General features: G+C 69.1%; 22 protein-coding genes. 12 read left to right on the top strand and 10 right to left on the bottom strand.

Annotation, left to right across the window (positions count from 1 at the left end; genetic code table 11):
- Positions 1 to 53: 53 nt before the first annotated feature.
- On the bottom strand, positions 54 to 995 hold the full coding sequence (locus QM721_RS11515) for a Gfo/Idh/MocA family protein (RefSeq protein ID WP_415122042.1): 942 nt from the start codon (positions 993 to 995) through the stop codon (positions 54 to 56).
- Positions 996 to 1,263: 268 nt separating this feature from the next.
- On the opposite strand from QM721_RS11515, the gene QM721_RS11510 reads away from it, so the two are divergent.
- From QM721_RS11510 to QM721_RS11495, 4 genes are all read left to right on the top strand, one after another.
- Positions 1,264 to 1,773, top strand: a complete 510-nt coding sequence (locus tag QM721_RS11510; RefSeq protein WP_415122040.1) for a hypothetical protein — start codon at positions 1,264 to 1,266, stop codon at positions 1,771 to 1,773.
- A gap of 173 nt (positions 1,774 to 1,946) precedes the next feature.
- Positions 1,947 to 2,657, top strand: coding sequence for a hypothetical protein (locus tag QM721_RS11505; protein WP_415122038.1), 711 nt, complete (start codon positions 1,947 to 1,949; stop codon positions 2,655 to 2,657).
- Positions 2,658 to 2,665: 8 nt separating this feature from the next.
- A complete protein-coding gene (locus QM721_RS11500) occupies positions 2,666 to 3,379 on the top strand; it encodes an ABC transporter ATP-binding protein (protein WP_415122036.1) in 714 nt (237 codons plus the stop codon).
- The gene (locus QM721_RS11495) at positions 3,376 to 4,509 is read left to right on the top strand and encodes an ABC transporter permease (RefSeq protein WP_415122034.1); all 1,134 of its coding nucleotides are present in this window, start codon (positions 3,376 to 3,378) and stop codon (positions 4,507 to 4,509) included. Before QM721_RS11500 ends, QM721_RS11495 begins: the two co-directional genes overlap by 4 nt.
- A gap of 103 nt (positions 4,510 to 4,612) precedes the next feature.
- Here QM721_RS11495 and aroQ read toward each other — a convergent pair whose 3' ends face one another.
- Together aroQ and QM721_RS11485 are read right to left on the bottom strand one after the other, a co-directional pair.
- Positions 4,613 to 5,050, bottom strand: coding sequence for a type II 3-dehydroquinate dehydratase (gene aroQ / locus QM721_RS11490; protein WP_415122032.1), 438 nt, complete (start codon positions 5,048 to 5,050; stop codon positions 4,613 to 4,615).
- A 142-nt stretch (positions 5,051 to 5,192) separates the two neighbouring features.
- Positions 5,193 to 6,764 carry a shikimate kinase gene (locus QM721_RS11485; RefSeq protein ID WP_415122030.1) on the bottom strand — a complete coding sequence of 524 codons (1,572 nt, stop codon included), beginning with the start codon at positions 6,762 to 6,764 and terminating at the stop codon, positions 5,193 to 5,195.
- 201 nt (positions 6,765 to 6,965) lie between these two features.
- On the opposite strand from QM721_RS11485, the gene QM721_RS11480 reads away from it, so the two are divergent.
- Positions 6,966 to 7,832 (top strand): formate/nitrite transporter family protein, encoded by an 867-nt coding sequence (locus QM721_RS11480; protein ID WP_415122028.1) that lies wholly within the window; start codon positions 6,966 to 6,968, stop codon positions 7,830 to 7,832.
- Positions 7,833 to 8,288: 456 nt separating this feature from the next.
- Here the strand turns inward: QM721_RS11480 and QM721_RS11475 are convergent, their stop codons facing one another.
- Both QM721_RS11475 and QM721_RS11470 read right to left on the bottom strand, forming a co-directional pair.
- On the bottom strand, positions 8,289 to 8,939 hold the full coding sequence (locus tag QM721_RS11475; protein WP_415122026.1) for a response regulator: 651 nt from the start codon (positions 8,937 to 8,939) through the stop codon (positions 8,289 to 8,291).
- Positions 8,936 to 10,018: a sensor histidine kinase gene (locus tag QM721_RS11470; protein ID WP_415122024.1), complete on the bottom strand. Its 1,083-nt coding sequence runs from the start codon at positions 10,016 to 10,018 to the stop codon at positions 8,936 to 8,938. Before QM721_RS11470 ends, QM721_RS11475 begins: the two co-directional genes overlap by 4 nt.
- Positions 10,019 to 10,630: 612 nt before the next feature.
- Here QM721_RS11470 and infA point away from each other — a divergent pair.
- The 7 genes from infA (at position 10,631) to rplQ (ending at position 14,506) form a co-directional block, all read left to right on the top strand.
- Positions 10,631 to 10,852 (top strand): translation initiation factor IF-1, encoded by a 222-nt coding sequence (infA, locus tag QM721_RS11465; RefSeq protein WP_105186152.1) that lies wholly within the window; start codon positions 10,631 to 10,633, stop codon positions 10,850 to 10,852.
- A gap of 91 nt (positions 10,853 to 10,943) precedes the next feature.
- The gene (rpmJ, locus tag QM721_RS11460) at positions 10,944 to 11,057 is read left to right on the top strand and encodes a 50S ribosomal protein L36 (protein ID WP_002514836.1); all 114 of its coding nucleotides are present in this window, start codon (positions 10,944 to 10,946) and stop codon (positions 11,055 to 11,057) included.
- 228 nt (positions 11,058 to 11,285) lie between these two features.
- On the top strand, positions 11,286 to 11,660 hold the full coding sequence (rpsM, locus tag QM721_RS11455) for a 30S ribosomal protein S13 (protein WP_415122021.1): 375 nt from the start codon (positions 11,286 to 11,288) through the stop codon (positions 11,658 to 11,660).
- A gap of 41 nt (positions 11,661 to 11,701) precedes the next feature.
- The gene (rpsK, locus tag QM721_RS11450; protein WP_415122019.1) at positions 11,702 to 12,118 is read left to right on the top strand and encodes a 30S ribosomal protein S11; all 417 of its coding nucleotides are present in this window, start codon (positions 11,702 to 11,704) and stop codon (positions 12,116 to 12,118) included.
- A gap of 29 nt (positions 12,119 to 12,147) precedes the next feature.
- Positions 12,148 to 12,753 (top strand): 30S ribosomal protein S4, encoded by a 606-nt coding sequence (gene rpsD / locus QM721_RS11445; RefSeq protein WP_415122017.1) that lies wholly within the window; start codon positions 12,148 to 12,150, stop codon positions 12,751 to 12,753.
- Positions 12,754 to 12,899: 146 nt separating this feature from the next.
- Positions 12,900 to 13,910: a DNA-directed RNA polymerase subunit alpha gene (locus tag QM721_RS11440; protein WP_415122015.1), complete on the top strand. Its 1,011-nt coding sequence runs from the start codon at positions 12,900 to 12,902 to the stop codon at positions 13,908 to 13,910.
- 23 nt (positions 13,911 to 13,933) lie between these two features.
- Positions 13,934 to 14,506 carry a 50S ribosomal protein L17 gene (rplQ, locus tag QM721_RS11435; RefSeq protein WP_415122013.1) on the top strand — a complete coding sequence of 191 codons (573 nt, stop codon included), beginning with the start codon at positions 13,934 to 13,936 and terminating at the stop codon, positions 14,504 to 14,506.
- Positions 14,507 to 14,785: 279 nt separating this feature from the next.
- On the opposite strand, the gene eccCa is transcribed toward rplQ, so the two are convergent.
- Genes eccCa through QM721_RS11410 form a run of 5 tightly spaced genes read right to left on the bottom strand, consistent with a single transcriptional unit; the run spans position 14,786 to position 22,087 of the window.
- A complete protein-coding gene (eccCa, locus tag QM721_RS11430; RefSeq protein WP_415122012.1) occupies positions 14,786 to 18,682 on the bottom strand; it encodes a type VII secretion protein EccCa in 3,897 nt (1,298 codons plus the stop codon).
- Positions 18,679 to 19,476, bottom strand: a complete 798-nt coding sequence (locus QM721_RS11425; protein WP_415122011.1) for a hypothetical protein — start codon at positions 19,474 to 19,476, stop codon at positions 18,679 to 18,681. The genes eccCa and QM721_RS11425 overlap by 4 nt, the downstream gene beginning before the upstream one ends.
- Positions 19,476 to 20,774 carry an EsaB/YukD family protein gene (locus tag QM721_RS11420; protein WP_415122009.1) on the bottom strand — a complete coding sequence of 433 codons (1,299 nt, stop codon included), beginning with the start codon at positions 20,772 to 20,774 and terminating at the stop codon, positions 19,476 to 19,478. The genes QM721_RS11425 and QM721_RS11420 overlap by 1 nt, the downstream gene beginning before the upstream one ends.
- Complete coding sequence (locus tag QM721_RS11415; protein WP_415122007.1) at positions 20,771 to 21,277, bottom strand: OCRE domain-containing protein; 507 nt, start codon at positions 21,275 to 21,277, stop codon at positions 20,771 to 20,773. Before QM721_RS11415 ends, QM721_RS11420 begins: the two co-directional genes overlap by 4 nt.
- On the bottom strand, positions 21,278 to 22,087 hold the full coding sequence (locus QM721_RS11410) for an FHA domain-containing protein (protein WP_415122005.1): 810 nt from the start codon (positions 22,085 to 22,087) through the stop codon (positions 21,278 to 21,280). It lies immediately after the preceding gene.
- Positions 22,088 to 22,095: the final 8 nt, after the last annotated feature.

Here is a 22,095-nt window from a genome sequence, read left to right as displayed (position 1 = left end):
CGACCACCCGCAGCGTCTTCAGTCCGTCGCGGGCGCTACAGATCGGCTCGGCTTCACCCCTGATCACCGCGGCGAAGTGGGTGATCTGGTTGGCCAGTGGGTCGGTCCGCTCGACGCTCTCGACGGAGGTCTCCATCGGCTCCCACCAGGATCGAGTGCCGGGAAAGGTACGGACCCGCATGGTCGGCACCGACAGTGACCCAGCCGGTGCCGGCGAGGTGGTAGCAGTCCTCGTCCGGGAAGGTCGAATAGCTGAGGTTCTCGCGAGCCGTCTGCTCCCAGGATCGGGCGGACCCGGCGGTGTCGGAGAGCAGAAAGGTGCCGAGCGCGCCGTTGGCGAAGGTGAACACCATCGCAGCGGTGTCCTCGACCGGGAAACCGCGGGTGGCGTTCGAGGTGACGGCCTGCACCCGGACGATGTCGCCGACGAGGGACAGCAGGTTGTTGACCTCGTGGATCAGGTTAAGCAGGATCGGCCCGCCGCCGGGCATCCGGCGCCAGCCGCCGCCGACGTCGAAGTAGTCGTCCGGCTTGTAGAACATCGCTGTGCCCACGACGGCGACCAGCCGCCCGAGGCGTCCGCTGGCGACGATCTCGCGGGCCTGCGCCATCACCGGGCTGTAGTTGCGGTGATGCCCGGTGAGTACCGGGACGCCGGCCCGCTCAGCGGCCTCGACCAGGCGGACCGCGTTCTCGACGGTGTCGCCGATCGGCTTCTCGACGATGGCCGGGACGCCGGCCGCGACGCATTCCAGGCCGCCCTCGACATGCAGCCGGTTCGGCGTGGCCAGGATGACGCCGTCCGGCTTGCCGGTCGCGAACATCTCGGAAAGCGTGGCGTAGAGCGGCACGCCATACTGCTCGGCGAGCGGTGCCCCGTCCGGACCGGGTTCGACGATGGCGTGCAGCCGGACGACATTGCTGCGTTCGATCTCTTCGAGGTGCCGTTTGCCGATCAGGCCGGCACCGGCGACGGCCATACGGACGGCTTCCATGGTGTGCTCCCAACGATTGGTGTTGACCTATTTTGTCCACGCGCCGGCAGACCGGCGCAACGACCAGTGTCGCCCAGTTGTGGTGCCGAGTTTTTCACACAGCGTGTTGAGGTGATGCCTCACCGTGCTGGGGCCAACCGAGGGGCGGAGCCACTCCTCCACGTCGACTACCCGTCGGGGCAATTCTGGGCGCCCTCGCTACCTGAACGGTTAGGAATGGGGCACGAGGCGCCGAAATCCCCCGCTCGTGTGCGTCAGGATCAAGCGTATGCGCATTCAGTATTCGGGACGCCTCCGCATCTTCGCTGTCATTGCGGGATGCCTGATGGCCACATCATGTGCAGCGGGCACGGTGACCATTTCTGCGCAAGACCCGGCATTTGCAGGTTTGCCCCACGAACTTGTGGCGGAGGTTCTCGAATCGCCAGTGGCGAAACAGCGGGTCGCCGGCGACGACGAGGCGTTGGCCAAGGCGCGGTACCAAGGGATGGTTCGCAACTATGCGGCCTGCAGAGCGGCGTTGGCTGTCTACCAGGAGTGGATGAGGACAGGCCGCGCCGCGGCCTATCCGCCACAGCCGCGACCGAGCAACCCGGCGTCGTTCGCCGAGGATATGGATCGCGATATCGCGAACTTCCGGCAACTGGCAAGGTCGGGGGACATCTCGTTGCTCCGTCAAGAGCTGACCTCCGACAGCGGCTGCGGCGCGTGGATTCCCGCGAAGCCGGGCGATCCGTCCGGACCCACGATCAGCGATGTCGTGCGCGGTGTGCGGTGAGGCGAGCGGCGCGCGGGATCGGAGTCGCTTCAGCCCTGAGCCTGATCGGTGTGGTCGTGGCATGCACTGGCCCGGTTGTTGGACCGACAGCTCCGGTTGACTCGCCGAGCACAACCAGTGCGACTCAAGCTGAAACAGGCGAGGGCCTGACGGTCGAACAGAGTGCGTTCAACGTGACCTACCGGTTGGACGGCGCGGTGATCGATTCGCGACGCGTCGGGGTCGAGGTGCCCGTCGGCATGGTCTTTCAGCCTGGGACTAGCGGACGAGTGGCGGCGGGTGCCGTCATCGGACGCCTGTCCACCGAAAGCCGCAACGCGGCGACACTCGCGTCCACAAAAGGGACGGTCGCACGGTCCCGGCTCGCGATGCTACGCGAACACATCGGCGAGGTGCGGGCCCCGGTCGCGGGCCGTCTGCTTCTCGGTGAGAAGCCGGGCATCGCTCGTGACGGTTTGGACGTGGTCTCTGCCCTCAGCCCGTTGCAGACGCTGCGCTACCAGGGGATGCGGTTCTCCGGTGCCGCCGATGTCGAAACTGTGGTCGGGCAGCGGAGAGTGCCCTGTCGCGCCATCTGGCTGACCGAGAGCGGTGAGAGCCGTGGCGGTAGCCAGGTGCACTGTCGGCTTCCCGACAATGTTGAGACGGTCGCGGGCATCCCGGCCGTGATGACGCTGAGTGCACCCGAGGTGACCGGTGCGATCGTCGTTCCGCACCTCTACGTCGGCCTGGATTCCTCCGGAAGCAACTACGTCGTGAAGAAGGTAGCGGGGGATTCGGTGGTCGAACGGCCGGTCGTCGTCGGCGTGACGGACGGAGTTCGCCGCGTGATCCGGTCCGGAGTGGAGGCGGGGGACGTCCTCCAGATGGTCGAGCCACAGTGAGGACGAGCGTGGCGTCTTTGGATGATGTCGGGGTCGACTTCAGGGTTGGTGGCGAGGTCGTCCACGCGTTGCGGTCGGCCTCGCTGTCCATCGCGCAGGCATCGTCGACGGCGATTCTGGGTCGCTCCGGCTCAGGAAAGTCCACGCTTGTGTCCATCCTGGCGTTGCTGCGTCGGCCGACCTCGGGGACGGTCACCGTGGGAGGCCGGGGCATCGCCGGTGCCTCTGAGGCGGAGATTTCGGTGTTGCGCTCGCGGAGTCTCGCGACGGTGTTTCAGAGCTTTCACCTCGATCCGGGGTTTTCCGCCGCCGAGAACGTACTGCTGCCGTGGTATTTCGGCTCGTCGCTGAGCCGCTCACAAGCCTCGGCGAGAGCTCACGAGCTGCTCGACCTGGTGGGGATCGCGGAACTCGCCGCCCGCCGTCCGGGCCAGATGTCCGGCGGGCAGCGGCAGCGCGTCGCGATCGCGCGCGCACTGTTCAATCAGCCGCTGGTGCTGGTGGCCGACGAACCCACCGGGAACCTGGATGAGGACACCGCCGGGGTGGTCGCCGACGTCCTGTTCGGCCTGCCGAGCGAGACGGGGACGGCCGTGGTGGTGGTGACGCACGACACCGCGATCGCCGCGCGTGCCGGGGCCGAGGTCCACATCGCCCAGGGCCGACTGCAGGGCGTCCGGGCCTGGGATGCGGGCCCTTCCGAAAAGCCGGTGGCTCCATGACCCCGGTGCGGCTCATCCAGCTATGCGTGCGAGTCAACGCCGGGGCGCGGCTCAAGTTCATCCTGCTGACCACACTGGTCGTGATCGCCTCGCTGGTGTTTCTGGGCGTCCAGGAGTTGTCACGCGCCTCCAGCACGAACCTCGACGATGCATTGGAGCATGACCTGGGCATGACCGGCAGCTACCGGATCGAGCCTTCCCCCGAACTACGCGTGGATTTGAAGCAGACCTTGCAACTGGTGCATTCGGCGGTCGATGTGTTGCGGCCGACCGATATTCGGGTGGCGCAGCTGATGCCGCCGGTCCGGCCGGAATGCCCGCCGTACAACGCCATCGGGGACGTTTCGGTCGCGGTGCTCTTCGACGCCGGTGGGGCGTCACGTGCATTTGTGCCCGGTGAACTGCCCGGTGATTTCGACCTTTGTCTCGCCGGCATGGTGATCCCGAGGACGGCGCTTCGCGAGAGTACCCAGGCCGAGCGGAAGCTGATCGATGCACCGCTCATTGTCGACCCGATGTACGCGCCCGCCGTTCGCCTGACCTCCACGGCTCCGGCCCGCTACCAGATCGGCATCGTCACCGGGCGTCCCGATGATCAGGGCGAGGTGCTCAGGGAGCGGCTCAGAGCCAGTTTCGCCGAGGCCGCCCAAGCGGCCGGAATCGATGTGGCGTCGGCCTTCATCCTGACCCGCTCGGACGGCGGCGAGCAGGCGCGGACGGCGTCCGACGGCATCAAATTCGTCTACGCGCTGATCGGCTGGGGCGTGCTGCTGATCAGCGGACTCGGGCTCCTCGTGGCGGAACTCATCGTCGTGCGGGATCGGACGTGGTTCTTCGGCCTCGCGCGCGCCGTGGGCGCCCGCAAGGGGGCAGTCGCCGGACTGATCCTCTTCGACATCGTCCTCGTGCTGGTCGTTGGGTTCGTGGCCACCCTCGTGATCGCGGCAGTGTCGGCCCCGCTGGTCAATGCGTTCGGCCAGGCCGCGTTCCAGACCAACCTGCAGTTGATCCGCCCGTCCGGCCTCGCCACACTTGGGCTCGGCGCGGTTCTGATGCTGCTTCTCGGCGGCGTCTACCCGGCGTGGCGAGCGACCCAGCTAGATCCCTTGGAGGTGCTGGAGCGGCATTAGGAAAGCCCTGACTTTTCGTTGGTCGCGCTTGTCGAGACCTCAAGCAGAGTGCTCTCACTAGGGGGTTCGACAAGCTCAACCGGCGGAACCGATGGTGCGCGGCTCAGGCCTTCAACTGCTCGATGACGAACTCCAGGGCCAAGGTGTAGCCCATCACGCCGAAGCCGGCCATCACGCCGACCGCTACGTCGGACAGGTAGGAGTGGTGCCGGAACGCCTCGCGCTTGTGCACGTTCGAGATGTGCACCTCGCAGAAAGGAATCTCAACGCCCGAGAAGGCGTCCCGGATGGCGACACTGGTGTGGGTGTAGGCACCCGGGTTGATCACCACGAACTGGGTGCCGTCGGTGCGGGCGGCGTGGATCCGGTCGACGATGGCGCCCTCATGGTTGCTCTGGAAGCACTCCACTTGGTGACCGGCGGCCTCGCCCTGGGCGATCGCGGCGGCCTCGACGTCGGCGAGCGTGGTGGCGCCGTAGATGCCGGGCTCGCGGGTGCCGAGCAGGTTCAGGTTGGGGCCGTTGATGACGAGGATGGACATGCGAGCTTCCTTCGGTTGTGGTGTGGGGACATGCTCTCAGTTGGATCCGGGGTCGGCCAGGTAAGACGGGAACTGGCAAGGCTGAAACTCCCAAAACCCGAGGGGGGTTGACCACCAAAACCCGAGGGGCGGCGGCGGGGCTTCAGCCGGACGCCAGGTCGCTCAGTGCCAACTCCACCAACTCGCGCGGCGGATGCGCCTCGACCGGCTGGCCGAGCTCACGCAGCACGATGAACCGCCAGCCGTCGCGGAACTTCTTGTCCCGGTCCAGCGACCATTCCAGCTGTTCGATCGAGAACGTGGCACTGGTTGGCAGCCCGAGGGCGCTCAACACGGTGCGGTGCGCGTCCAGTCCGTCGGCGGGCAGCCAGCCGAGCCGGCGCGACAGGTGCGCGGCCGCCATCATGCCGAGGCTGAGTGCGCCTGCGGGCTGGCCGGGGGAGGCGGCTTCGAAGGCCCGGCTGAAGGTGTGTCCGTAGTTCAGGTGGGCGCGGGCGCCCTGCTCGCGCTCGTCGGAGGTGACGATGTCGGCCTTGATCTCGACGCTGCGCCGGACGGCGTGCAGCAGGGTCGCTGGCTCGGCGGCGGTCAGATCGGATCCCCGATGCTCCAGGAAGCCGAGCAGGTCGGGGTCGGCCAGCAGCGCGTGCTTGGCGATTTCAGCCAGCCCGGAGGGGTAGTCCGGACGCCCGGTGGCCAGGTCGGCGTCGCACATCACCAGCACCGGCTGGTGGACCAGGCCGAGCAGGTTCTGCCCCTGCGGCAGGTCGAGCGCGTTCTTGCCGCCGATCGCCGAGTCGGCCTGGGCTTCGAGCGTGGTGGGCACCAGGGCGAACCGCATGCCGCGGTGGTAGGTGGCGCTGAGGAATCCGACCAGGTCGACGGTGGCCTCGCCGCCGACCCCGATCAGCAGGTCGCCGCGGTGGATGGCGAGTTCCGCCAGTTCGCCGGCGAGGCGTCCGACCTGCTCCAGGCTCTTCACCTGAGCCGGGGTGCTGTCGGCGGGCAGCCGCAGATGGTGCACGGCCGACACGCCTTGGGCAACCGCCTCCGCGACCCGATCCCCGGTCTGGTCGTCGCCGGGACCGGAGATCACCACGACCTGTCGCACCTCGGGCAGTTCGGGCAGCAGCCGCCCCAGCTCATCGAGGACGCCGTGACCGACATGCACCCGGTAGCTGCCGCCGGGCGGGGCGACCAGAATGCCGGGGCTGCCGTCGAGTTCGGCCGTTGCGGTGAGCCGAGCCAGGATCTCGAAGGCGACGTCTTCGATGCGGCGTCCGGTGGTGAACGAGGTGACCGAGGCGGTGGTGGCGTAGACGTCGAGCCGGGCGGCGTACAGGTCAGCGAGCCCGGGCCTACCGAGGAGGGGACGGTAGGTGTCGCCGCCCACCCTGGCCAGGGCTTCGGGCAGTTCGACGTGCAGGTAAATGACGGTGTGCCGGCGCAGCGCCTCCCGGGTGGCCGCCGAGCCACAGGCGCCGCCGCCCAGCGACAGCACGCAGGCCTGGCCGTCCAGCAAGTCGACGACCGTGCGCTCCTCGAGCGCCCGGAACTCGGGTTCGCCGATCTCGTCGAACAGGGTCGAGATGCTGCGGCGCTGCTGGTGTTCGATCACCAGGTCGCTGTCCACGAACGGCAGGCCGAGGCGTTCGGCGAGTAGGCGTCCGATGGTGGTCTTGCCGGCACCCATGAATCCGATCAGGACGATCACGGTGTGCTCCATCTCAGGCGCGGGATTCCGCTTCGACGCGGACGGCTGGTCGCCGGGAGTCTACTGGCCCCGGGTGGGGCCATCGTCCGGGGTTCGGACGGTGGCCCCAAGGCGGCGACGCGATGCCAGGTCGCTGCCGCGGCATGACCGAATCTGCCAGAAACCGTGACGAGCCGGGTCGACGGCTGCCAGAGTTTGCGCATGGCCACGCCCGACACTGGACAGCTGTTCCCCGGCAAGCACTTCATCTCTACGGTGCTCGAGGCGCTCGACTCGAAGACCACCATGAGTGGCCAACTGGCCCAGCGCTACCTGCAGCGTGCCGCGATGGCAGGCATCATCATCGGCGTCTTCTACACGGTGAACTACACGGTGATCGCGGCAGTGGTACAGGTGGACCCCGGGCTGGCTCCGATCGGACGGCTGCTCGGCGCGTTGGCCTTCGGCTGGGCGCTGGTGTTCATCTATTACTCCAAGTCTGAACTGCTCACCTCCAACATGATGATCGTGTCGATCGGCGCGTATCACCGGCACACCACCTTGGGCAAGGCGCTGCGCCTGCTGGGGCTGTGCTTCTTGGGCAATTTCCTCGGCGGCCTGGTGGTTGCGCTGTTGGGTGCGGCCAGCACCGTGATCTCGGGCGAGGTGCTCACCCAGATGGCGTCCTCGGTGGAGCACAAGCTCGACTACATCTCGTCCGGGCCGACGGGCTGGGCCGACCTGCTGGTCAGGGCCATTTTGTGTAACTTCATGATCAACCTGGCGATGCTGGTGGTCTACAACGGCATCATCAAGGACGACCTGACCAAGAGCCTGGCGATGATCGCCTCGGTGTTCGTGTTCGCCTTCACCGGCTTGGAGCACTCGGTGGCCAATACCGTGCTGTTCACCGTGGTGGGGCTGCGGGAGGGCATCGACGTGGGGCTCGCGCTGGGCAACGTGGGCATCGCGCTGATCGGCAATTTCCTGGGCGGGGGAGTGCTGATCGGCTTCTACTACGCCCACGCCAACGATGACCGGCGCTATCTGGCCGGGCACCCAGCGCCCAGGCAACCTCGCCAAACGTGACCTGCGCCTCATTGTGAACTGTGCCTCATTGTGACCTGCGCCTCATTGTGGAGGGCGGCAGGCGACTCCAGGTCAGTGCTTGTGGATGCGAAGTCGCTGTTGCGCTCGTGCCGCCAGCGCAGGGTCTTGGGTGACGAGTAACAGCGCGCAGTGCAGAGTTTCGACCTACGATGTCGCCAACAACGACGAGCGCGTAGCTGACGAACGGCTGGATCGAGTACGTGACGTCGCTGCCAGTCGAAACGAGTGGTCGTTGCAGGCTGAAGACAGTGGCGTAGCCGATCGCGATGGCCACCGGGAGCGCCAATCGCAACGTCATCGCCTTAGTGGACGCCTACCCTGGACATTGGTGGGCACCTACCCGACCCGCGCCACGATGGGGGTCGGTCTACCCGAACGGGTAGCAAGGCCGCTGTTCCACTCGCCTTGAGGGTGCTCGTCCCAGCGCGTCGATCTTCAGGGCTGACGCCGCCCCGAAGCAGTGATCCCCATTTCGACGGCGACCACTGCGAGCATCGTGCGGTTCGTGACGTTGAGCCTTCGACTCAGCCCGGCGATGTGGTACTTGACGCCGTCAGCTGTCAGGTGGACGCGGCGGGCGATCTGGTCATTCGTCAAGCCTTGGCTGACGAGGGCGAGTACCGCTTGCTCGGTTTCGGATAGCGCAGGGGCCTCGGGGCGCACCAGCCGGTTGCTGAACCGTGGGGACAGCACGGACAGGCCGGCATGGGTGGCTCGAATGGCGTCCGCCAAGGAGCTCACGGGTGCCGCCTTGTAGACGACCCCGGATGCCCCGGCGCGTAGCATGCTCGACACCGACTGCTCATCGGCTAGCGAGGTGAAGGCGAGCACGCGGGTCGTCGGCTGGTGCTCGCGCAGCAGGGCAGTCAACTGGGCCCCGTCCAGGTTCGGCATCGAGATGTCGGCCACGACAACGTCTGCGGGCCTTCGCTGCAGCGCCTCCCAGGCGTCCCGGCCGTCGGCGTGGACGCCCACGATCGCCAGGTCGGAGTGCTGGGACAGCAGGTCGCTGACGAGCGTACGGACGATCAGGTCGTCGTCGACGACCGCGACGGTGATGGGCGCGACGGTTTTGGGCGCGGTCATAGCGGGACGCTCACGCGACAGATCCACTGGCCGCCCTTCTGTTCGGTGACCAGGTTGCCGCCGACCAAGGCAAGGTGCTCGGCGACGCCGTCGAGTCCGAAGCCTTTCGCACTGGGGGAGTGATCGGCGCGAACGTGGTTGAAGAAGGCGGCGTCGAGGTGATCGTCGGAGACGTTGATCATGATCGCGCAGGGCGCGGCGGGGTCTGCGTGCCGCTCCATGTTCGCGCAGGCCTCGCCGACAACCGCCTGCACGGTCGGCAGCAGGGCCGGCGGGAGGGTGTCCAGATCCCCCTCGACGAACGTTCGCACCAGCAGGCCATGCCTGCGGAGTGACTCGAGCGCTTGATCCAGGCTTTGACCGGTCGAGGTGGCGGCTGCTGCCTCGCCGGCGCCGGCGTCCGGCTCACGCAGCAAGGCCAGGAGCAAACGCAGATGCGTGGACGCCTGCTGGATCTCGTGCAGGGTCGCCTCGAGCTGAGTTGACGGGGTTGCAGCCAGCGCGGACTGACCATGCAGTGAGGCCCGAGCGAGGTCGCGCGCCACTGTGTCGTGCAACTCGCGGGCAAGAATGAACCGGTGCTCCTGCAGGTGAGCAGCATGGGCCTCGGATAATGCGCGCTGGTAGGCGGTGAAGAGATTGCCGACACCCCACAGGACCCCGATCAGGGCCGCCCAGACCACCACGATGAACGGCCACAGGGCAAGGCTCGGTGCGGTCTGGAACGATCTGATGGCGAGAAGCGCGCCGTAGCCGCCTGTCATGATCGTTCGTAACTGCCTCTCACCCCGCATCCCCGTCCCCAGAATCGGAATCAGCGGCGCGTACTCGGCCACCGAGGGCCACCCTGCCGGCATGAGCAGCAGGATCAGCAATGCGACCGCAAGCGCGACGCCGGCAATCCTTGGCAGGAGCGGAATCAAGGCTGCAGCCAAGCAGGCCGCCGCATCGAGGGGAACTGCCCGCCAGTCGTCGCGGCTGATGGCCGCAAATACGGCCAGTGAAACGAGTGCGATTGCCAGAGTTGCGTCAAACCGTCCCGCCAGCCAACCCGGCGCGCGCCAACCGTTCGTGCGCACTGGCGGCTCCAATCCCTCGCACCTACGGTAGTGATAGCGGTCGCGTCCGGACCCCTGCGCGGCCGAGCCTGAGCCGTGCGGTTGACTCTACCCGATCGGGTAGTCGTGGGCGGGTTTCGAACCCGCATGGTTAGTCATGCCACGCATGACGACTCACGTCGCTGTCTTGCCGTCATCCTGAACTCGTGATGACGAGTTGGCGCAACCGGCTGGTGAGAACTGCCGTCATAGTGACAGCCTGTTTGCTGCTTCCGGCGCTGACGTGCGGCTCGGCGAGTAGCGTCGTCACCACGGGAACAGAGTCCCCGGGGATCTGCGAGATCATTCCCACCTGGCCGCTTTGCCATTGAGGGGTCTCGAGCACGCGTCGGCCGCACCCCCTGCCGGGCAAGGGTTCCTGAGTCCTGCAGGGCAGCGCGGCCGATGGAAGATGTGCCGGTGGCGTCGCGCGTGAGCCTGGCCAAACCCCCGTTCCACGGGCTCTCGACCGACGAACACGTTCGACCGAGTCGCTACCGATGGCACCCGATTTGGGGGGCGCTGGCGTCGTGGACTAGACTCAACCCTCGGTCACCTGTGTCATCAGGTGCGTCCACGCGCAGATTGGGAGCAATGGCGAAGAAGGAAGGCGCCCTCGAACTCGAGGGCCAGGTCGTCGAGGCACTACCGAACGCGATGTTCCGGGTGGAACTCGCCAACGGGCACAAGGTGCTCGCCACGATCAGCGGTAAGATGCGGCAGCACTACATTCGCATTCTTCCGGCCGACCGGGTCGTCGTCGAGTTGTCTCCCTACGATCTGACTCGCGGACGCATCGTCTACCGGCACAAGTAACCCGCACATCCACCACCAGTTCCGGCTGGTTCCACGAGCGCATGCGCCGGGGAACACCTTTGTCCGGAGCGACGAGTCAGAAAGTTGCTCGATGAAGGTTCAACCGAGCGTCAAGAAGATTTGCGACAAGTGCAAGGTGATTCGCCGGCATGGTCGCGTGATGGTGATCTGCGACAACCCGCGGCACAAGCAGCGCCAGGGCTGACCTGGGGCGGGCCGTAACGGGCCGCAGCAGCACCGGACGGGGTCGCACCCGTCCACCGCCCAAACCGGCGGAACAACTCCACAACGTGATCGCAACGACTCGGCACGCCGGGTCGACACCCCCGGTCGGAGGCCGGGGCCCACGCCGAGGCGGCGAGGGGACGCATCACGCCAGACACCTCCGCGGATCGGGCCGACGCCCCGTCCGGCAACGAAAGGGAAACGCCTCATGGCACGCCTCATCGGTGTGGATCTGCCGCGCGAGAAGCGCCTCGAGATCGCACTCACCTACATTTTCGGCATCGGACGTACCCGCGCTGCCGAAACCCTGGCCGCCACTGGCCTCAGTGGCGACATCCGTGTTCACCAGTTGACCGACGAGCAGCTCGTTGCGCTTCGCGACCACATCGAAGCCAACTACGAGACCGAGGGCGACCTGCGCCGCACCGTCGCCGCCGACATCCGGCGCAAGATCGAAATCGGCTCCTACCAGGGCCGTCGTCACCGCATGGGCCTGCCCGTGCGGGGTCAGCGCACCCGCACGAACGCCCGTACCCGCAAGGGTAAGAAGAAGGCCGTCGCGGGCAAGAAGAAAGTCCGCTGACGCGGCGCCCAGGCACGAGATACCAGGAGAACTGACAACACATGGCTACTGCAGGCCGCACCAAGGCGCAGGCCGCTTCGAAGACCAAGCTGCGCCGCAAAGAGAAGAAGAACGTCACCGCCGGTCAGGCGCACATCAAGTCGACGTTCAACAACACCATCATCACCATCACCGACCCCACCGGTGCGGTGATCGCGTGGGCCTCCGCCGGCACCGTCGGCTTCAAGGGCTCGCGCAAGTCGACCCCGTTCGCCGCCCAGATGGCCGCCGAGGCCGCCGGACGCCGTGCCATGGAGCACGGCATGAAGCGCGTGGACGTCTTCGTCAAGGGTCCGGGCTCCGGCCGTGAGACCGCGATCCGTTCGCTCGGCGCCGTCGGCCTCGAGATCGGCCCGATCGCCGATGTCACGCCGGTGCCGCACAACGGCTGCCGTCCGCCCAAGCGCCGTCGCGTCTGAGCCCGAGCCGAGAGAGAAGGACACCCATCATGGCCCGTTACACCGGACCCATTACCAAGAAGTCGCGCCGGCTCGGCACCGACCTGGTCGGCAACGACAAGGCTTTCGAGCGCCGTGCGTACCCGCCGGGCGTGCACGGCCGCGGCCGCACCAAAGAGTCGGAATACCTGCTGCAGCTTCGCGAGAAGCAGAAGGCGCGCTACGCCTACGGCGTGCTCGAGAAGCAGTTCCGCCGCTACTACGAAGAGGCCAACCGGCTGGCCGGCAAGACCGGTGACAACCTGCTGATCATTCTCGAGTCGCGGCTCGACAACGTGATCTACCGCTCCGGGCTGGCCAATACCCGTCGGCAGGCCCGCCAGCTGGTCGTGCACGGCCACTTTCTGGTCAACGGCAAGAAGGTCAACATTCCGTCGTACCGGGTCAGCGCCTACGACATCATCGACATCGCCCCGAAGTCGCTGAACACGCTGCCCTTCGTGATCGCCCGTGAGACCCATCACGAGCGCACCGTTCCGGCCTGGCTCACCGTCCGCCCCAATAAGGGCCGGATCCTGGTGCACCAGTTGCCGGTGCGCGAACAGATCACCATCGACGTCACCGAACAGTTGATCGTCGAGCTCTACTCCAAGTAATCGCCTGCGCCGGCCCCGGGAGCACCCAGGGGCCGGCACCAGCGAGCGCGCCGGAGACGGCGTGCTCACCCCGTCCGGGGTGGCCCCGGGCGGGCAACCCATGACTGCCGTCATATAGCGGTCGGCAGGAGAGGAAACACAACTACATGCTCATCGCACAGCGTCCGAGTCTGACCGAAGAGGTCGTCGACGACTTCCGTTCCCGCTTCGTCGTGGAGCCGCTGGAGCCCGGTGTCGGTTACACCCTGGGCAACTCGCTGCGGCGCACCCTGCTGTCGTCCATTCCCGGGGCAGCGGTCACCAGCATCAAGCTGGAGGGCACCCAGCACGAGTTCAGCACCATCGAAGGTGTGGTCGAGGACGTCACCGAGATCATCCTCAACCTCAAATCACTGGTGCTCTCCTCCGAAGAGGACGAGCCGGTGGTGATGTACCTGCGCAAGGCCGGCCCCGGTGCCGTGACCGCCGCCGACATCGCCCCGCCGGCCGGGGTCGAGATCCACAACCCCGATTTGCACATCGCCACTCTGAACGAGACCGGCAAGGTCGAGATGGAGCTGGTCGTCGAGCGCGGCCGCGGCTACGTGTCGGCGGTGCAGAACAAGAACTTCGACGCCGAGATCGGCCGCATTCCGGTCGACTCGCTGTACAGCCCCGTGCTGAAGGTCACCTACAAGGTCGAGGCCACCCGCGTCGAGCAGCGCACCGACTTCAACCGGCTCACCCTTGATGTCGAGACCAAGCCCTCGATGACCCCGCGTGACGCGGTTGCGTCGGCCGGCAAGACCCTGGTCGAGCTGTTCGGCCTGGCCCGCGAGTTGAACGTCGACGCCGAGGGCATCGAGATCGGCCCGTCGCCGGTGGACGAGCAACTGGCCGCCGACCTGGCCCTGCCGGTGGAAGAGTTGAAGCTGACCATGCGCAGCTACAACTGCCTCAAGCGCGAAGGCATCCACACCGTCTCGGAGCTGGTGTCGCGTTCGGAGCAGGACCTGCTCGACATTCGCAACTTCGGCTCGAAGTCGATCGAAGAGGTCAAGCTCCGGCTGCACGAGATGGGCCTGTCGTTGAAGGACAGCTCGCCCGGCTTCGACCCGCTGGCCGCCCTCAACCGCTACAACGACGACGACGACGCCGACTTCGGCGACGAGTACTGATCCGCGAATAGGAGTATTGACTCATGCCCAAGCCAACCAAGGGCCCCCGGTTCGGGGGCTCCCCGGCACACCAGCGGATCATTCTGGCCAACCTGGCCAGCCAGCTCTTCGAGCACGGCCGGATCACCACCACCGAGGCCAAGGCGAAGCGGGTTCAGCCGCTGGCCGAGCGGCTGATCGCCAAGGCCAAGCGCGGCGACCTGCACAACCGTCGCCAGGTGCTCGCCACGATCACCGACAAGGGCGTGGTGCACGTGCTGTTCACCGAGATCGCGCCCAAGCTGGCCGATCGCGACGGTGGCTACACCCGGATCACCAAGGTCGGCCCCCGCAAGGGCGACAACGCCCCGATGGCCGTGATCGAGATCATCACCGAGACGGTCGAGCAGTCCCGGGCCAACAAGGCCAAGGGCAAGGCGTCCGCTGCCGCCAAGAAGGGCGCCGAAAAGCCGGCGGCCCCCAAGCGCGCCAAGAAGGCTGACGTGGCGTCCGCGCCGTCCAGCCCGTCGGCACCGTCCAGCCCGTCGGCGCCCTCGGCGCCGTCCGCGGACGAGGCCGTCGAGTCGGTCGAGGTGAAGACCGACACCGAGGCCTGAGCGAACCGAGAACCGCCCGGCCCCCGAGGGGGCCGGGCGGTTTCGCGTTCGTGAAGCCGGCGCGTGAGCCGCTCGGTCAGAAGCCTCCGTCGGTGCTGTGGTGCTGTGGTGCTGCGGTGCTGGCAGGTGGCTGCCCGTGTGCTGGCAGCCACGTGTCGCGAAGGCGGCGACACCGATCGGCCGGCGTGCGGGCGTCACCGGCTCGCCACAGTGCTGGCGCCAGGGCGTCGGCGGGCTGTCGCCGGGTCGCACGTGTCGCGGCGCGGGTGCCGCCCCCGGTCAGGACGGCGGCAGCGCCACCTGCACGATGTGCGGACGTTCCCCGCGCCGGATGAACCGGCCACGGCCGGGTGGGAACCGTTCGGGGTAGACCCGCGGCACCAACTGGCCCTCGCTGCGTTCACCCGACATCAGCAGCAGTGAGCCACCGGTGTCACGGGTCACCTGCAGCACCCGGTCGTACATGGCCCGGCTCGCCCCGGCCACCGGACGGGTGATGATCAGGTGCAGCCCCAGGTCGCGGGCGCTCGGCAGGTGCGGCAACAGCGGGCCGAGCGGGTCGGTGCCGCCGGCGCTGACGATGTCGTAGTCGTCGACCAGCACCACGATGCGCGGTGACTTGGCCTGCTCCTCGGGGCTGCGCTCGGGGCGCTGCACCAGTTCGGCCGCAATGGAGGTGGCCAGCGCGCGGGCCTGCTGGGCGTTGCGGGCGTGCGCGGCCAGGTAGTCGTCGGCGATCACCGACGGCACATGGCCGCGAATGTCGATCACGGCGATGGCCAACTCGTCGGGGGTGAACCGGTCGATCATCCCGGCCGCCAGGGTGCGCAGCAAGGAGGTCTTGCCGCACTTGGTGTCGCCGAACACCACCAGGTGCTGGTCTTCGCCGCTGAAGTCCCACAGGGCGGGCTCCATGGTGTCTTGGCGCAGGCCGAACGGCACCGCGTCGGGCTCGTCGAAGCGGTCGGGCAGCTCTTCTGGCGACAGCTGCAGCGGCAGCAGCCGGATCGGTGCCGCCGCCGGCCCGCTCCACGACCGCGCCGCCTGGGCGGCCAGCCGCTGCAGTTCGTCGGCGACCTCTTCATCGGGCACCTCGTCGAGCACCGGTAGCGCCACCTGGGCCAGCGTCTTGTCGGCCAGCAACGCCCGGCCGGGGGTGCCGGCGGGCAGCACCGCCGACAGCTTGCGGTCGATGCTCGAGTCGCCGGCGTCGTTGAGCCGCAGCTCGATGCGATTGCCGAACAGCGCCTGGTGGGCCAGCCGCAGCTCGTTCAGCCGGGTCATCGTCAGCACCAGGTGAATACCGTAGCTGGAGGCCCGTTGCATGATGTCGGTGAACAGGTCTTCGAGCTCGTCGAAGTCTGAACGCAGGGCGCCGTAGCCGTCCACCAGCAGCACGATGTCGGCGGCCGGCAGCTCTGTCAGCTTGCCCTGGGCGTGCAGCGACCGGAGCTGGGCGAGCGAGTCGATGCCGCGGTCTTTGAACACCGCCTCGCGTTGTACCAGCATCACCGCCAACTCTTCGAGCAGCCGGCGCAGCCGATCGCGATTACCACGGGTGGCCACCCCACCGACGTGCGGAAAGTCTTCGATGCGCTGCAGGCCGCCGCCGGTGGCGTCCAGGCCGTAGATGGCGACCTCGCGGGGGGTGCGGGTAAGGCACAGCGACACAGCCAGGGTGCGCAACAGGGTGGACCGCCCCGACTGGGGCGCGCCGACGATCACCAGGTGGCCGCCGTTCCGGGTCAGGTCGATGGTCAGCGGAGCCTGTGCCTGCTTGGCCGGGTCGTCCACCAGGCCGACCACAGGGGTCAGCGGCGGCAGCCCGGTCGCGGCGCTGATCAGCGACCCGAGCGCCACCCGGTCGGGCAGCGGCGGCAGCCACACCGGCCGGGTCAGCCGGTCTTCGTCGCGCAGTGTTGCCACCGACGCCTCAACGAACGTCACCCCGGTTTCGGGCCGGCGCAACTCCAGCGGCTGCTCAGGGGCATCGCGCTCGGTGCGGATTCCGTTGTAGGCGGGCAGCAGCAGCGGACGCGGCGCCGTGCTGGTCACCCGCACCCGCTCGACCTGCTGGGCGGGGCCCGACACGAAGCCGGCGCGAAACCGGGTGTAGACGCTGGTGTCGACCTTCAGGTAGCCGTAGCCGGGCAGAGCGGGCAGGTGAAAGGCGTCCGGGGTGTTCAGCACCACCGCCGACTCGGCTTCGCTGAAGGTGCGCAGGCCGAGCCGGTACGACAGATAGGTGTCGAGGCCGCGCAGCTTGCCGCCCTCGATGCGCTGGCTCGACAGCAGCAGGTGCACGCCGATCGAGCGTCCGATGCGTCCGATCTGCAGAAACAAGTCGATGAAGTCGGGTTCCGCGGTGAGCAGTTCGCCGAACTCGTCGATCACCACGAACAGGTGCGGCAGCGGTGGCAGGTCGGGCTGCTGCTCGCGCAACTGCCGGTAGTGGGTGATCGAGGGGGACGAGCCGGCATCCTTCAGCAACTGCTGGCGGCGCACCACCTCGCCCTGCACTGAGGCGCGGGCCCGGGCGGTGAGCTGCGGGTCGTCGGCCAAATTGTCGATCAGGCCGGCCAGGTGCGGCAGCCCGGCGAACGGCGCGAACGCGGCACCGCCCTTGTAGTCGACCAGGATCATGCTCAGGTCTTCGGGCGGGTGTGCCATGGCCAGCGACAGAATCAGCGTGCGCAGCATCTCGGATTTGCCCGAGCCGGTGGCGCCGATGCAGATGCCGTGCGGGCCCATGCCGAACTGGGCGCTCTCTTTCAGGTCGAGGTAGACCCGGTTGCCGTGATCGTCGACACCGAACGGAACCCGCAGAAAATCGGCCGGCGAGCGCGGCTGCCATAGCTGCTGCACGTCGATGTCGCGCGGCCGGGCGACGCCGAGCAGTGCCGCCAGATCCATCGCCGTCTCGCCCTCGTCGGGTCGGCCGGCCAACTCTGAGAGCCGCAGGGCGGCCAGCGACCGCGCGATGCCGGAGAAGCCGGGGGCGTCGAGCCCGTCGGGAGTCGACGTCACGGTGCTGGCCGCCGGGGTGCCGGGACGGGTCTCGATGCTCGCCGTTGCGTCGGTCAGGGTGATCCGCAGGTCGACCTCGGTGGGCTCGTGCAGCCGGTCGCTGAGCAGGTGCACCACGGTGACCCCGAGCTCGGCGTAGCCAGCCCCGGTTCCGGGTAGCCCGCCGGCCCGCTCGCCGTGCTCGTCGGCGATCACGACCAGCCGGGCCGGGGCCGCCGCCGGCCCGCCGCGGCGCGTGCTGTGCGCCACCTGCAGCCGATCGGTCAGCCCCTGGCCCAGCACCTGACCCAGGCCGGCCAGCGATTCGGCGATGCGCCGCGCGGGCACCGGGCCGTCGAACAGTTCGGGGTCTTGGGCGTGCGGCAGCAGGTCGAAACCCGCCCAGTCGGCGACCCGGGGCGACGCGCTGGCCAGGGCGAGCTGCAGGTCGTCGGGTGCGTGCACGGCGGCCAGTTGCAGCACCAGTGCCCGCACCAGCGCCACCGCGGAGTCTCGGTCGCCGATCACCGCGACCTCGTGCGCCTGCCGCAGGTCGATGGTCACCGGCATGGCGGGCACGGTGGCGAACCGTTCGGCCACCGCCGTCGCCTCGGCCAGCAGGTAGGGGTCGTGCGGCTGCACGGGCGATTCGGCCGGCGGAACCGTCAGCCTGAACCAGGGCACCGCTCCGGTGCCGACCCGGACGCGCAGAAAGTCGTCGTCGCGGCGGCGCCGCTCCCACAGTCGGGCCGGGTCGCGCACCAGGGACGCCAAGGCGTCCGGTTCGGGGTGCAGCCCGGACGCTTCGTCGCGCGCCGCGTCGCTGCGCTGCTGCAGGTCGCGGCGCAGCGTTTCGAGGTAGTCCAGGTACCGGCGGCGCTGCTCGGCCTGCTCGGCGGCCTTGCGGCCGTGACTGCTGATCGCGAAGCCGAGCCCGGCCACGACGGCAAGCACGAAGACCACCCCGGCGATCAGCAGGAACAACGGCTGGCCGTTGCGCATCACCACCATCACCACCACCGACGACATGGCGCCCACCATCGGCAGCAGGAACTGCAGCGGAAAGCCGCCGGCCTCGGTGACCAGGGGCGGTGGGGCGGCCAGGGTCTCGGGCTCGGGCTGCGACGGGGCGACGGTGGCCCGGGTGGGCCGGTGCACCAGCACGGTCATCGCCTGGCCCCCTCGAGGGTGCGGGTCGCCCCCGCCGTCACCACGGCTGCCGCCAGTTCGAGCACCGCGCGGTTGGTGCCGTAGCGCAGCCCCCGGCCGGGGCCGTCCGGCACCCGGCGCAGCCCCGGGTCGTCCGGCAGCCAGAGCCCGTCGTTGGCTGCTGTCGCCTCGCGCAGGCCGCGCTCGGTGCCGGTCGCGGTGTCGTGCACCACCAGCAGCGGGGCCACCGCGGGGGTGGTCATCTGGGCCACCAGATCGACGCCGGCCTGCAGGCAGTCGCGGCGCGCCGCGGTCACCACCAGCAGCACGGCGCTGGTGGCCCGGGCGTCGCCGGCGTCGGCGGGGCTGCCCCAGTCGGTGACCACGAAGTCGAAGAACCGGTTGATCGGTGCGACGCCCTGCCACCAGCCCGACGGGTCGCCGGCCAGGTCGAGGCACCACACCCCGCCGTCGCTGCGAGCCAGGCCGGCGCTGGCCTGTTCCCCGGTGGTGGCGGTGCTGCGCCGGCTGATCGCATCGTCGGACGAGGTGGCCGCGCCGGCCAGCCCGGCCTGGCGGGTGATGCTCGGCTCACCGGCAGCGGCGGCCACCGCGAGCACCCGGTGCGGACGGCGGGCGGCCAGTACCCCGGCCAGCAACGCACCGGCCAGTGCCGTGGGGGCGTCCGGCCCGGCACCGAGCAGGCCGACGGCGGTGTTCAGCGGCAGCGGCGCACGGATCGCCTCGTCGAGCTGCGTGAGCCGCTCGGGCTGACCCGGCAAGGCCGCCCGCAGCACGCACTCGAGCCGGCCCATCAGAACGCCACCAGCAGGTCGTGGAACACACCCATCAGGCCCAGCAGCAGCGGCACCATGACCAGTACGGCCAGCAGTTCGAGGGCGTTGCCGAGGCGGCCCAGCCGGGCCACCAGGTTGCCGCTGAGCCGGGCAGCGGTGATCGCGACCAGTACGGCGGCGGCCAGCACCAGCCCGGCCAGGGTCACCCCCGCTGCGGCGGTCAGGCCGGTGCGGGCCAGGCCGGTGGCGATCGCCAGAGCCGCTGCGAACAGGGCCAGGCGTTGCGGTGCCAGCGGCAGCACCCGGGTGCGCAGGGCCAGCACGACGCTCGCCGCTGCCGCCAGCCCGAGCCCCCAGCCGTTGCCGGCGGTGGCGAGCACGAAGCCGGCTGCGGCGCTGACCAGGGCGAACGCGCCGCAGGCCCAGTTCAGCCCCCGGTGGGTGGCGGCCACGGCGGCGGCGGCGTCCGGACGGCTCACCCTGCCGCCCTCGATCACCCGGTCGTCGAGTGCGGTCAGGCCCGAGGCGGTCATCGCCAGGCCGGGCAGCAGACCGATGCCGAGCGTGCCGGCCAGCGTCATCACGCCCGCGCCGACCAGCAGCGGCAGGCCGGCCAGGCCCAATGCCGTCCACCCTCCGATCAGCAGCACCAGTGACCCGGCGCCCAGCGCCAGGCCGCGATCGCGGTAGCCGAGCAATGCCACGAGCAGCACCAGCACCCCGCACGCCCCCAGCCATGCGCCCGTCGCGGCCCCGGACGGCTGCCCGGTCACGAAGCTTTCGGCTGCCGGGCCGGCCAGCCCCGCCGCCACCGCGGTGGTCACCGCCCCGGCCCCGTGGCCGCCCCGGCGGGCCAGCACCACGGCCAGCAGGGCTAGCGCCGCGGCGGCGCCGAGGGCAACCCAGCGGCCGGTGCCGAGGGCCGGCAACTGCGCGCCGATCAGGCGTCCGGCCACCAGCGCGGCGACGGCTGCGGCCAGCACGGCCCACCCGCGGCGCCAGCGGTCGTCTCGAGACGGCACCGACTCGCCCGCCAGTTGGGTGATGTCGGCCACCTCGGGCGGCGACGGCGCCTCGTCGAGCTTCACCAGGCGCACGATGCTGCCCTGGCGCACGTTCTGCTCGGTCAGGCTCAGCGAGGCGTTCAGTTGCTCGCCCAGCACGGTGACCAGAGTGAGCGGACGCGCCGCCCCTGCTGGCTCGTGCAGCAGCTCCAGGATCTCGGGCAGCATGGCGGCCAGCGGCTCGTCGGAGGGCAGCACCAGGTCGGCCCGGTTCAGGGTGCCTTGCACGGTGAGGCGGGTGTAGTCGCTCATCGGGTGCGCACGATCTGCTGGGTCTTGGGGTCGATGGTCAGCCCGGTGGCCGGATCGGTGTAGTAGCCGGTTTGCGGGTCGATGTACCAGTCGATCCGCGGGTCGATCAGTCGGCCCTCGGGATCTTTCGACAGGCCGCTGCGCGAGTCGACCACGTAGCCGGTCTGCGGATCGACCAGCACGCCGGTGCGCCTATTGCGCAGAAAGCCGGTGCCGTCGTCCTGCACCCAGTCGCCGCCCGGTTTGAGCGGGTTGGACGCCAGGGCTGAACGAAACGCTGTGATCGCCTGCTCCTCGCGCTGCCGGGCCAGCAGGTCGGTGACGAAGCTGGTGCCCACGCAGACCGCCCCGATCACCGCCGCGGTGACGATCGAGCCGATCGCCCGCTTGACGTTGTTGTTGGCAACGCGCCGCTCTTCCAGCGAGCCGAAGGCGAGCGCCGAACCCAGCCGCCGCCGGTGGGTTCGGGTGGTTTCGATGAGAATCTGCGCGGACGCGGGCATTCAGGCTCCCGGGTGGGTGGAACGGGTGATCCGCAGCTCGCGGTCACCCAGGTGGACGATGCCGCCGTCCCGCACCGGAACCCGCTCGCCGGGCCGTAGCCAGCGCTCGATCACGGTGCCGCCGCTGGCCGATGCCGACGCCGCCCGGGTGCCGTTGGTGGTGCCGGAATCGGTCAGCCACACGCAGTCGTCGGCCGGCTCGAGCAACGCGTGCACCCGGCTGATGCTGCGGGTCAGGTCGGGCACGGCCACCAGGGCGTGCTGTTGCCCGGCCGCGTTGGTCGGGTCGCGCCCCACCAGGGTGGAGCCGGTCAGCGCCACGGGCTCGCCGCCGTCGATCACCAGCAGCCAGCCTCCGGTGCCGGCCACCAGGGACTGCTGCCAGCCCTCCCAGACGGCCGGTTGCAGTGGGGTGGTGCCCCGTGGCACCAGACGCAGCGGATCGCGCCCGGCCGACAGGTCGGCGTTGTGCACCTCACGCCGCAACAGTTCGGCGACCGTGGGCGGCAACTGGGTGGCCGCGGCGACGGTGCGCACCCTCAACAGCCGCCGCCCGGGGCTGCGGCCGGTGCGGGTGAGGTCGAGCAGCAGTACCGCGGCCGCCGCCAACACCAGGGCGACGGCGATCGTCCAGGCCCAGCCGCCGGCCAGCCTGGTCGCGCCCAGCAGCGGCACCACAAGCAGCGGAGCCAACCCCAGCGCCACATCGACGGCCACCGCCAGCACGGCGCGGGCCCCGGCGGCCACGACGTCCGGGCCCGGGTCGGCGACCGGGGCGGGCGGGCGTTGCGCGGTGTCGGCGACTGACATCTGAACCT

It is taken from the genome of Micropruina sp., from assembly GCF_047602085.1.
Classification (GTDB): Bacteria; Actinomycetota; Actinomycetes; order Propionibacteriales; family Propionibacteriaceae; genus Micropruina.
The sequence above is the reverse complement of the archived record's forward strand: the minus strand, read 5'-3'. Positions and strand labels throughout refer to the sequence as shown.

Bases quoted from the DNA above. Each gene is read 5' to 3' on its own strand.
- QM721_RS11475 (WP_415122026.1), bottom strand. From the start codon at position 8,939: ATGACCGCGCCCAAAACCGTCGCGCCCATCACCGTCGCGGTCGTCGAC.
- QM721_RS11415 (WP_415122007.1), bottom strand. From the start codon at position 21,277: ATGCCCGCGTCCGCGCAGATTCTCATCGAAACCACCCGAACCCACCGG.
- rplQ (WP_415122013.1), top strand. From the start codon at position 13,934: ATGCCCAAGCCAACCAAGGGCCCCCGGTTCGGGGGCTCCCCGGCACAC.
- QM721_RS11515 (WP_415122042.1), bottom strand. From the start codon at position 995: ATGGAAGCCGTCCGTATGGCCGTCGCCGGTGCCGGCCTGATCGGCAAA.
- QM721_RS11410 (WP_415122005.1), bottom strand. From the start codon at position 22,087: ATGTCAGTCGCCGACACCGCGCAACGCCCGCCCGCCCCGGTCGCCGAC.
- QM721_RS11425 (WP_415122011.1), bottom strand. From the start codon at position 19,476: ATGGGCCGGCTCGAGTGCGTGCTGCGGGCGGCCTTGCCGGGTCAGCCC.
- rpsK (WP_415122019.1), top strand. From the start codon at position 11,702: ATGGCTACTGCAGGCCGCACCAAGGCGCAGGCCGCTTCGAAGACCAAG.
- QM721_RS11495 (WP_415122034.1), top strand. From the start codon at position 3,376: ATGACCCCGGTGCGGCTCATCCAGCTATGCGTGCGAGTCAACGCCGGG.
- QM721_RS11420 (WP_415122009.1), bottom strand. From the start codon at position 20,774: ATGAGCGACTACACCCGCCTCACCGTGCAAGGCACCCTGAACCGGGCC.
- rpsM (WP_415122021.1), top strand. From the start codon at position 11,286: ATGGCACGCCTCATCGGTGTGGATCTGCCGCGCGAGAAGCGCCTCGAG.
- rpmJ (WP_002514836.1), top strand. From the start codon at position 10,944: ATGAAGGTTCAACCGAGCGTCAAGAAGATTTGCGACAAGTGCAAGGTG.
- QM721_RS11440 (WP_415122015.1), top strand. From the start codon at position 12,900: ATGCTCATCGCACAGCGTCCGAGTCTGACCGAAGAGGTCGTCGACGAC.
- QM721_RS11480 (WP_415122028.1), top strand. From the start codon at position 6,966: ATGGCCACGCCCGACACTGGACAGCTGTTCCCCGGCAAGCACTTCATC.
- QM721_RS11510 (WP_415122040.1), top strand. From the start codon at position 1,264: ATGCGCATTCAGTATTCGGGACGCCTCCGCATCTTCGCTGTCATTGCG.
- aroQ (WP_415122032.1), bottom strand. From the start codon at position 5,050: ATGTCCATCCTCGTCATCAACGGCCCCAACCTGAACCTGCTCGGCACC.
- eccCa (WP_415122012.1), bottom strand. From the start codon at position 18,682: ATGACCGTGCTGGTGCACCGGCCCACCCGGGCCACCGTCGCCCCGTCG.
- rpsD (WP_415122017.1), top strand. From the start codon at position 12,148: ATGGCCCGTTACACCGGACCCATTACCAAGAAGTCGCGCCGGCTCGGC.
- infA (WP_105186152.1), top strand. From the start codon at position 10,631: ATGGCGAAGAAGGAAGGCGCCCTCGAACTCGAGGGCCAGGTCGTCGAG.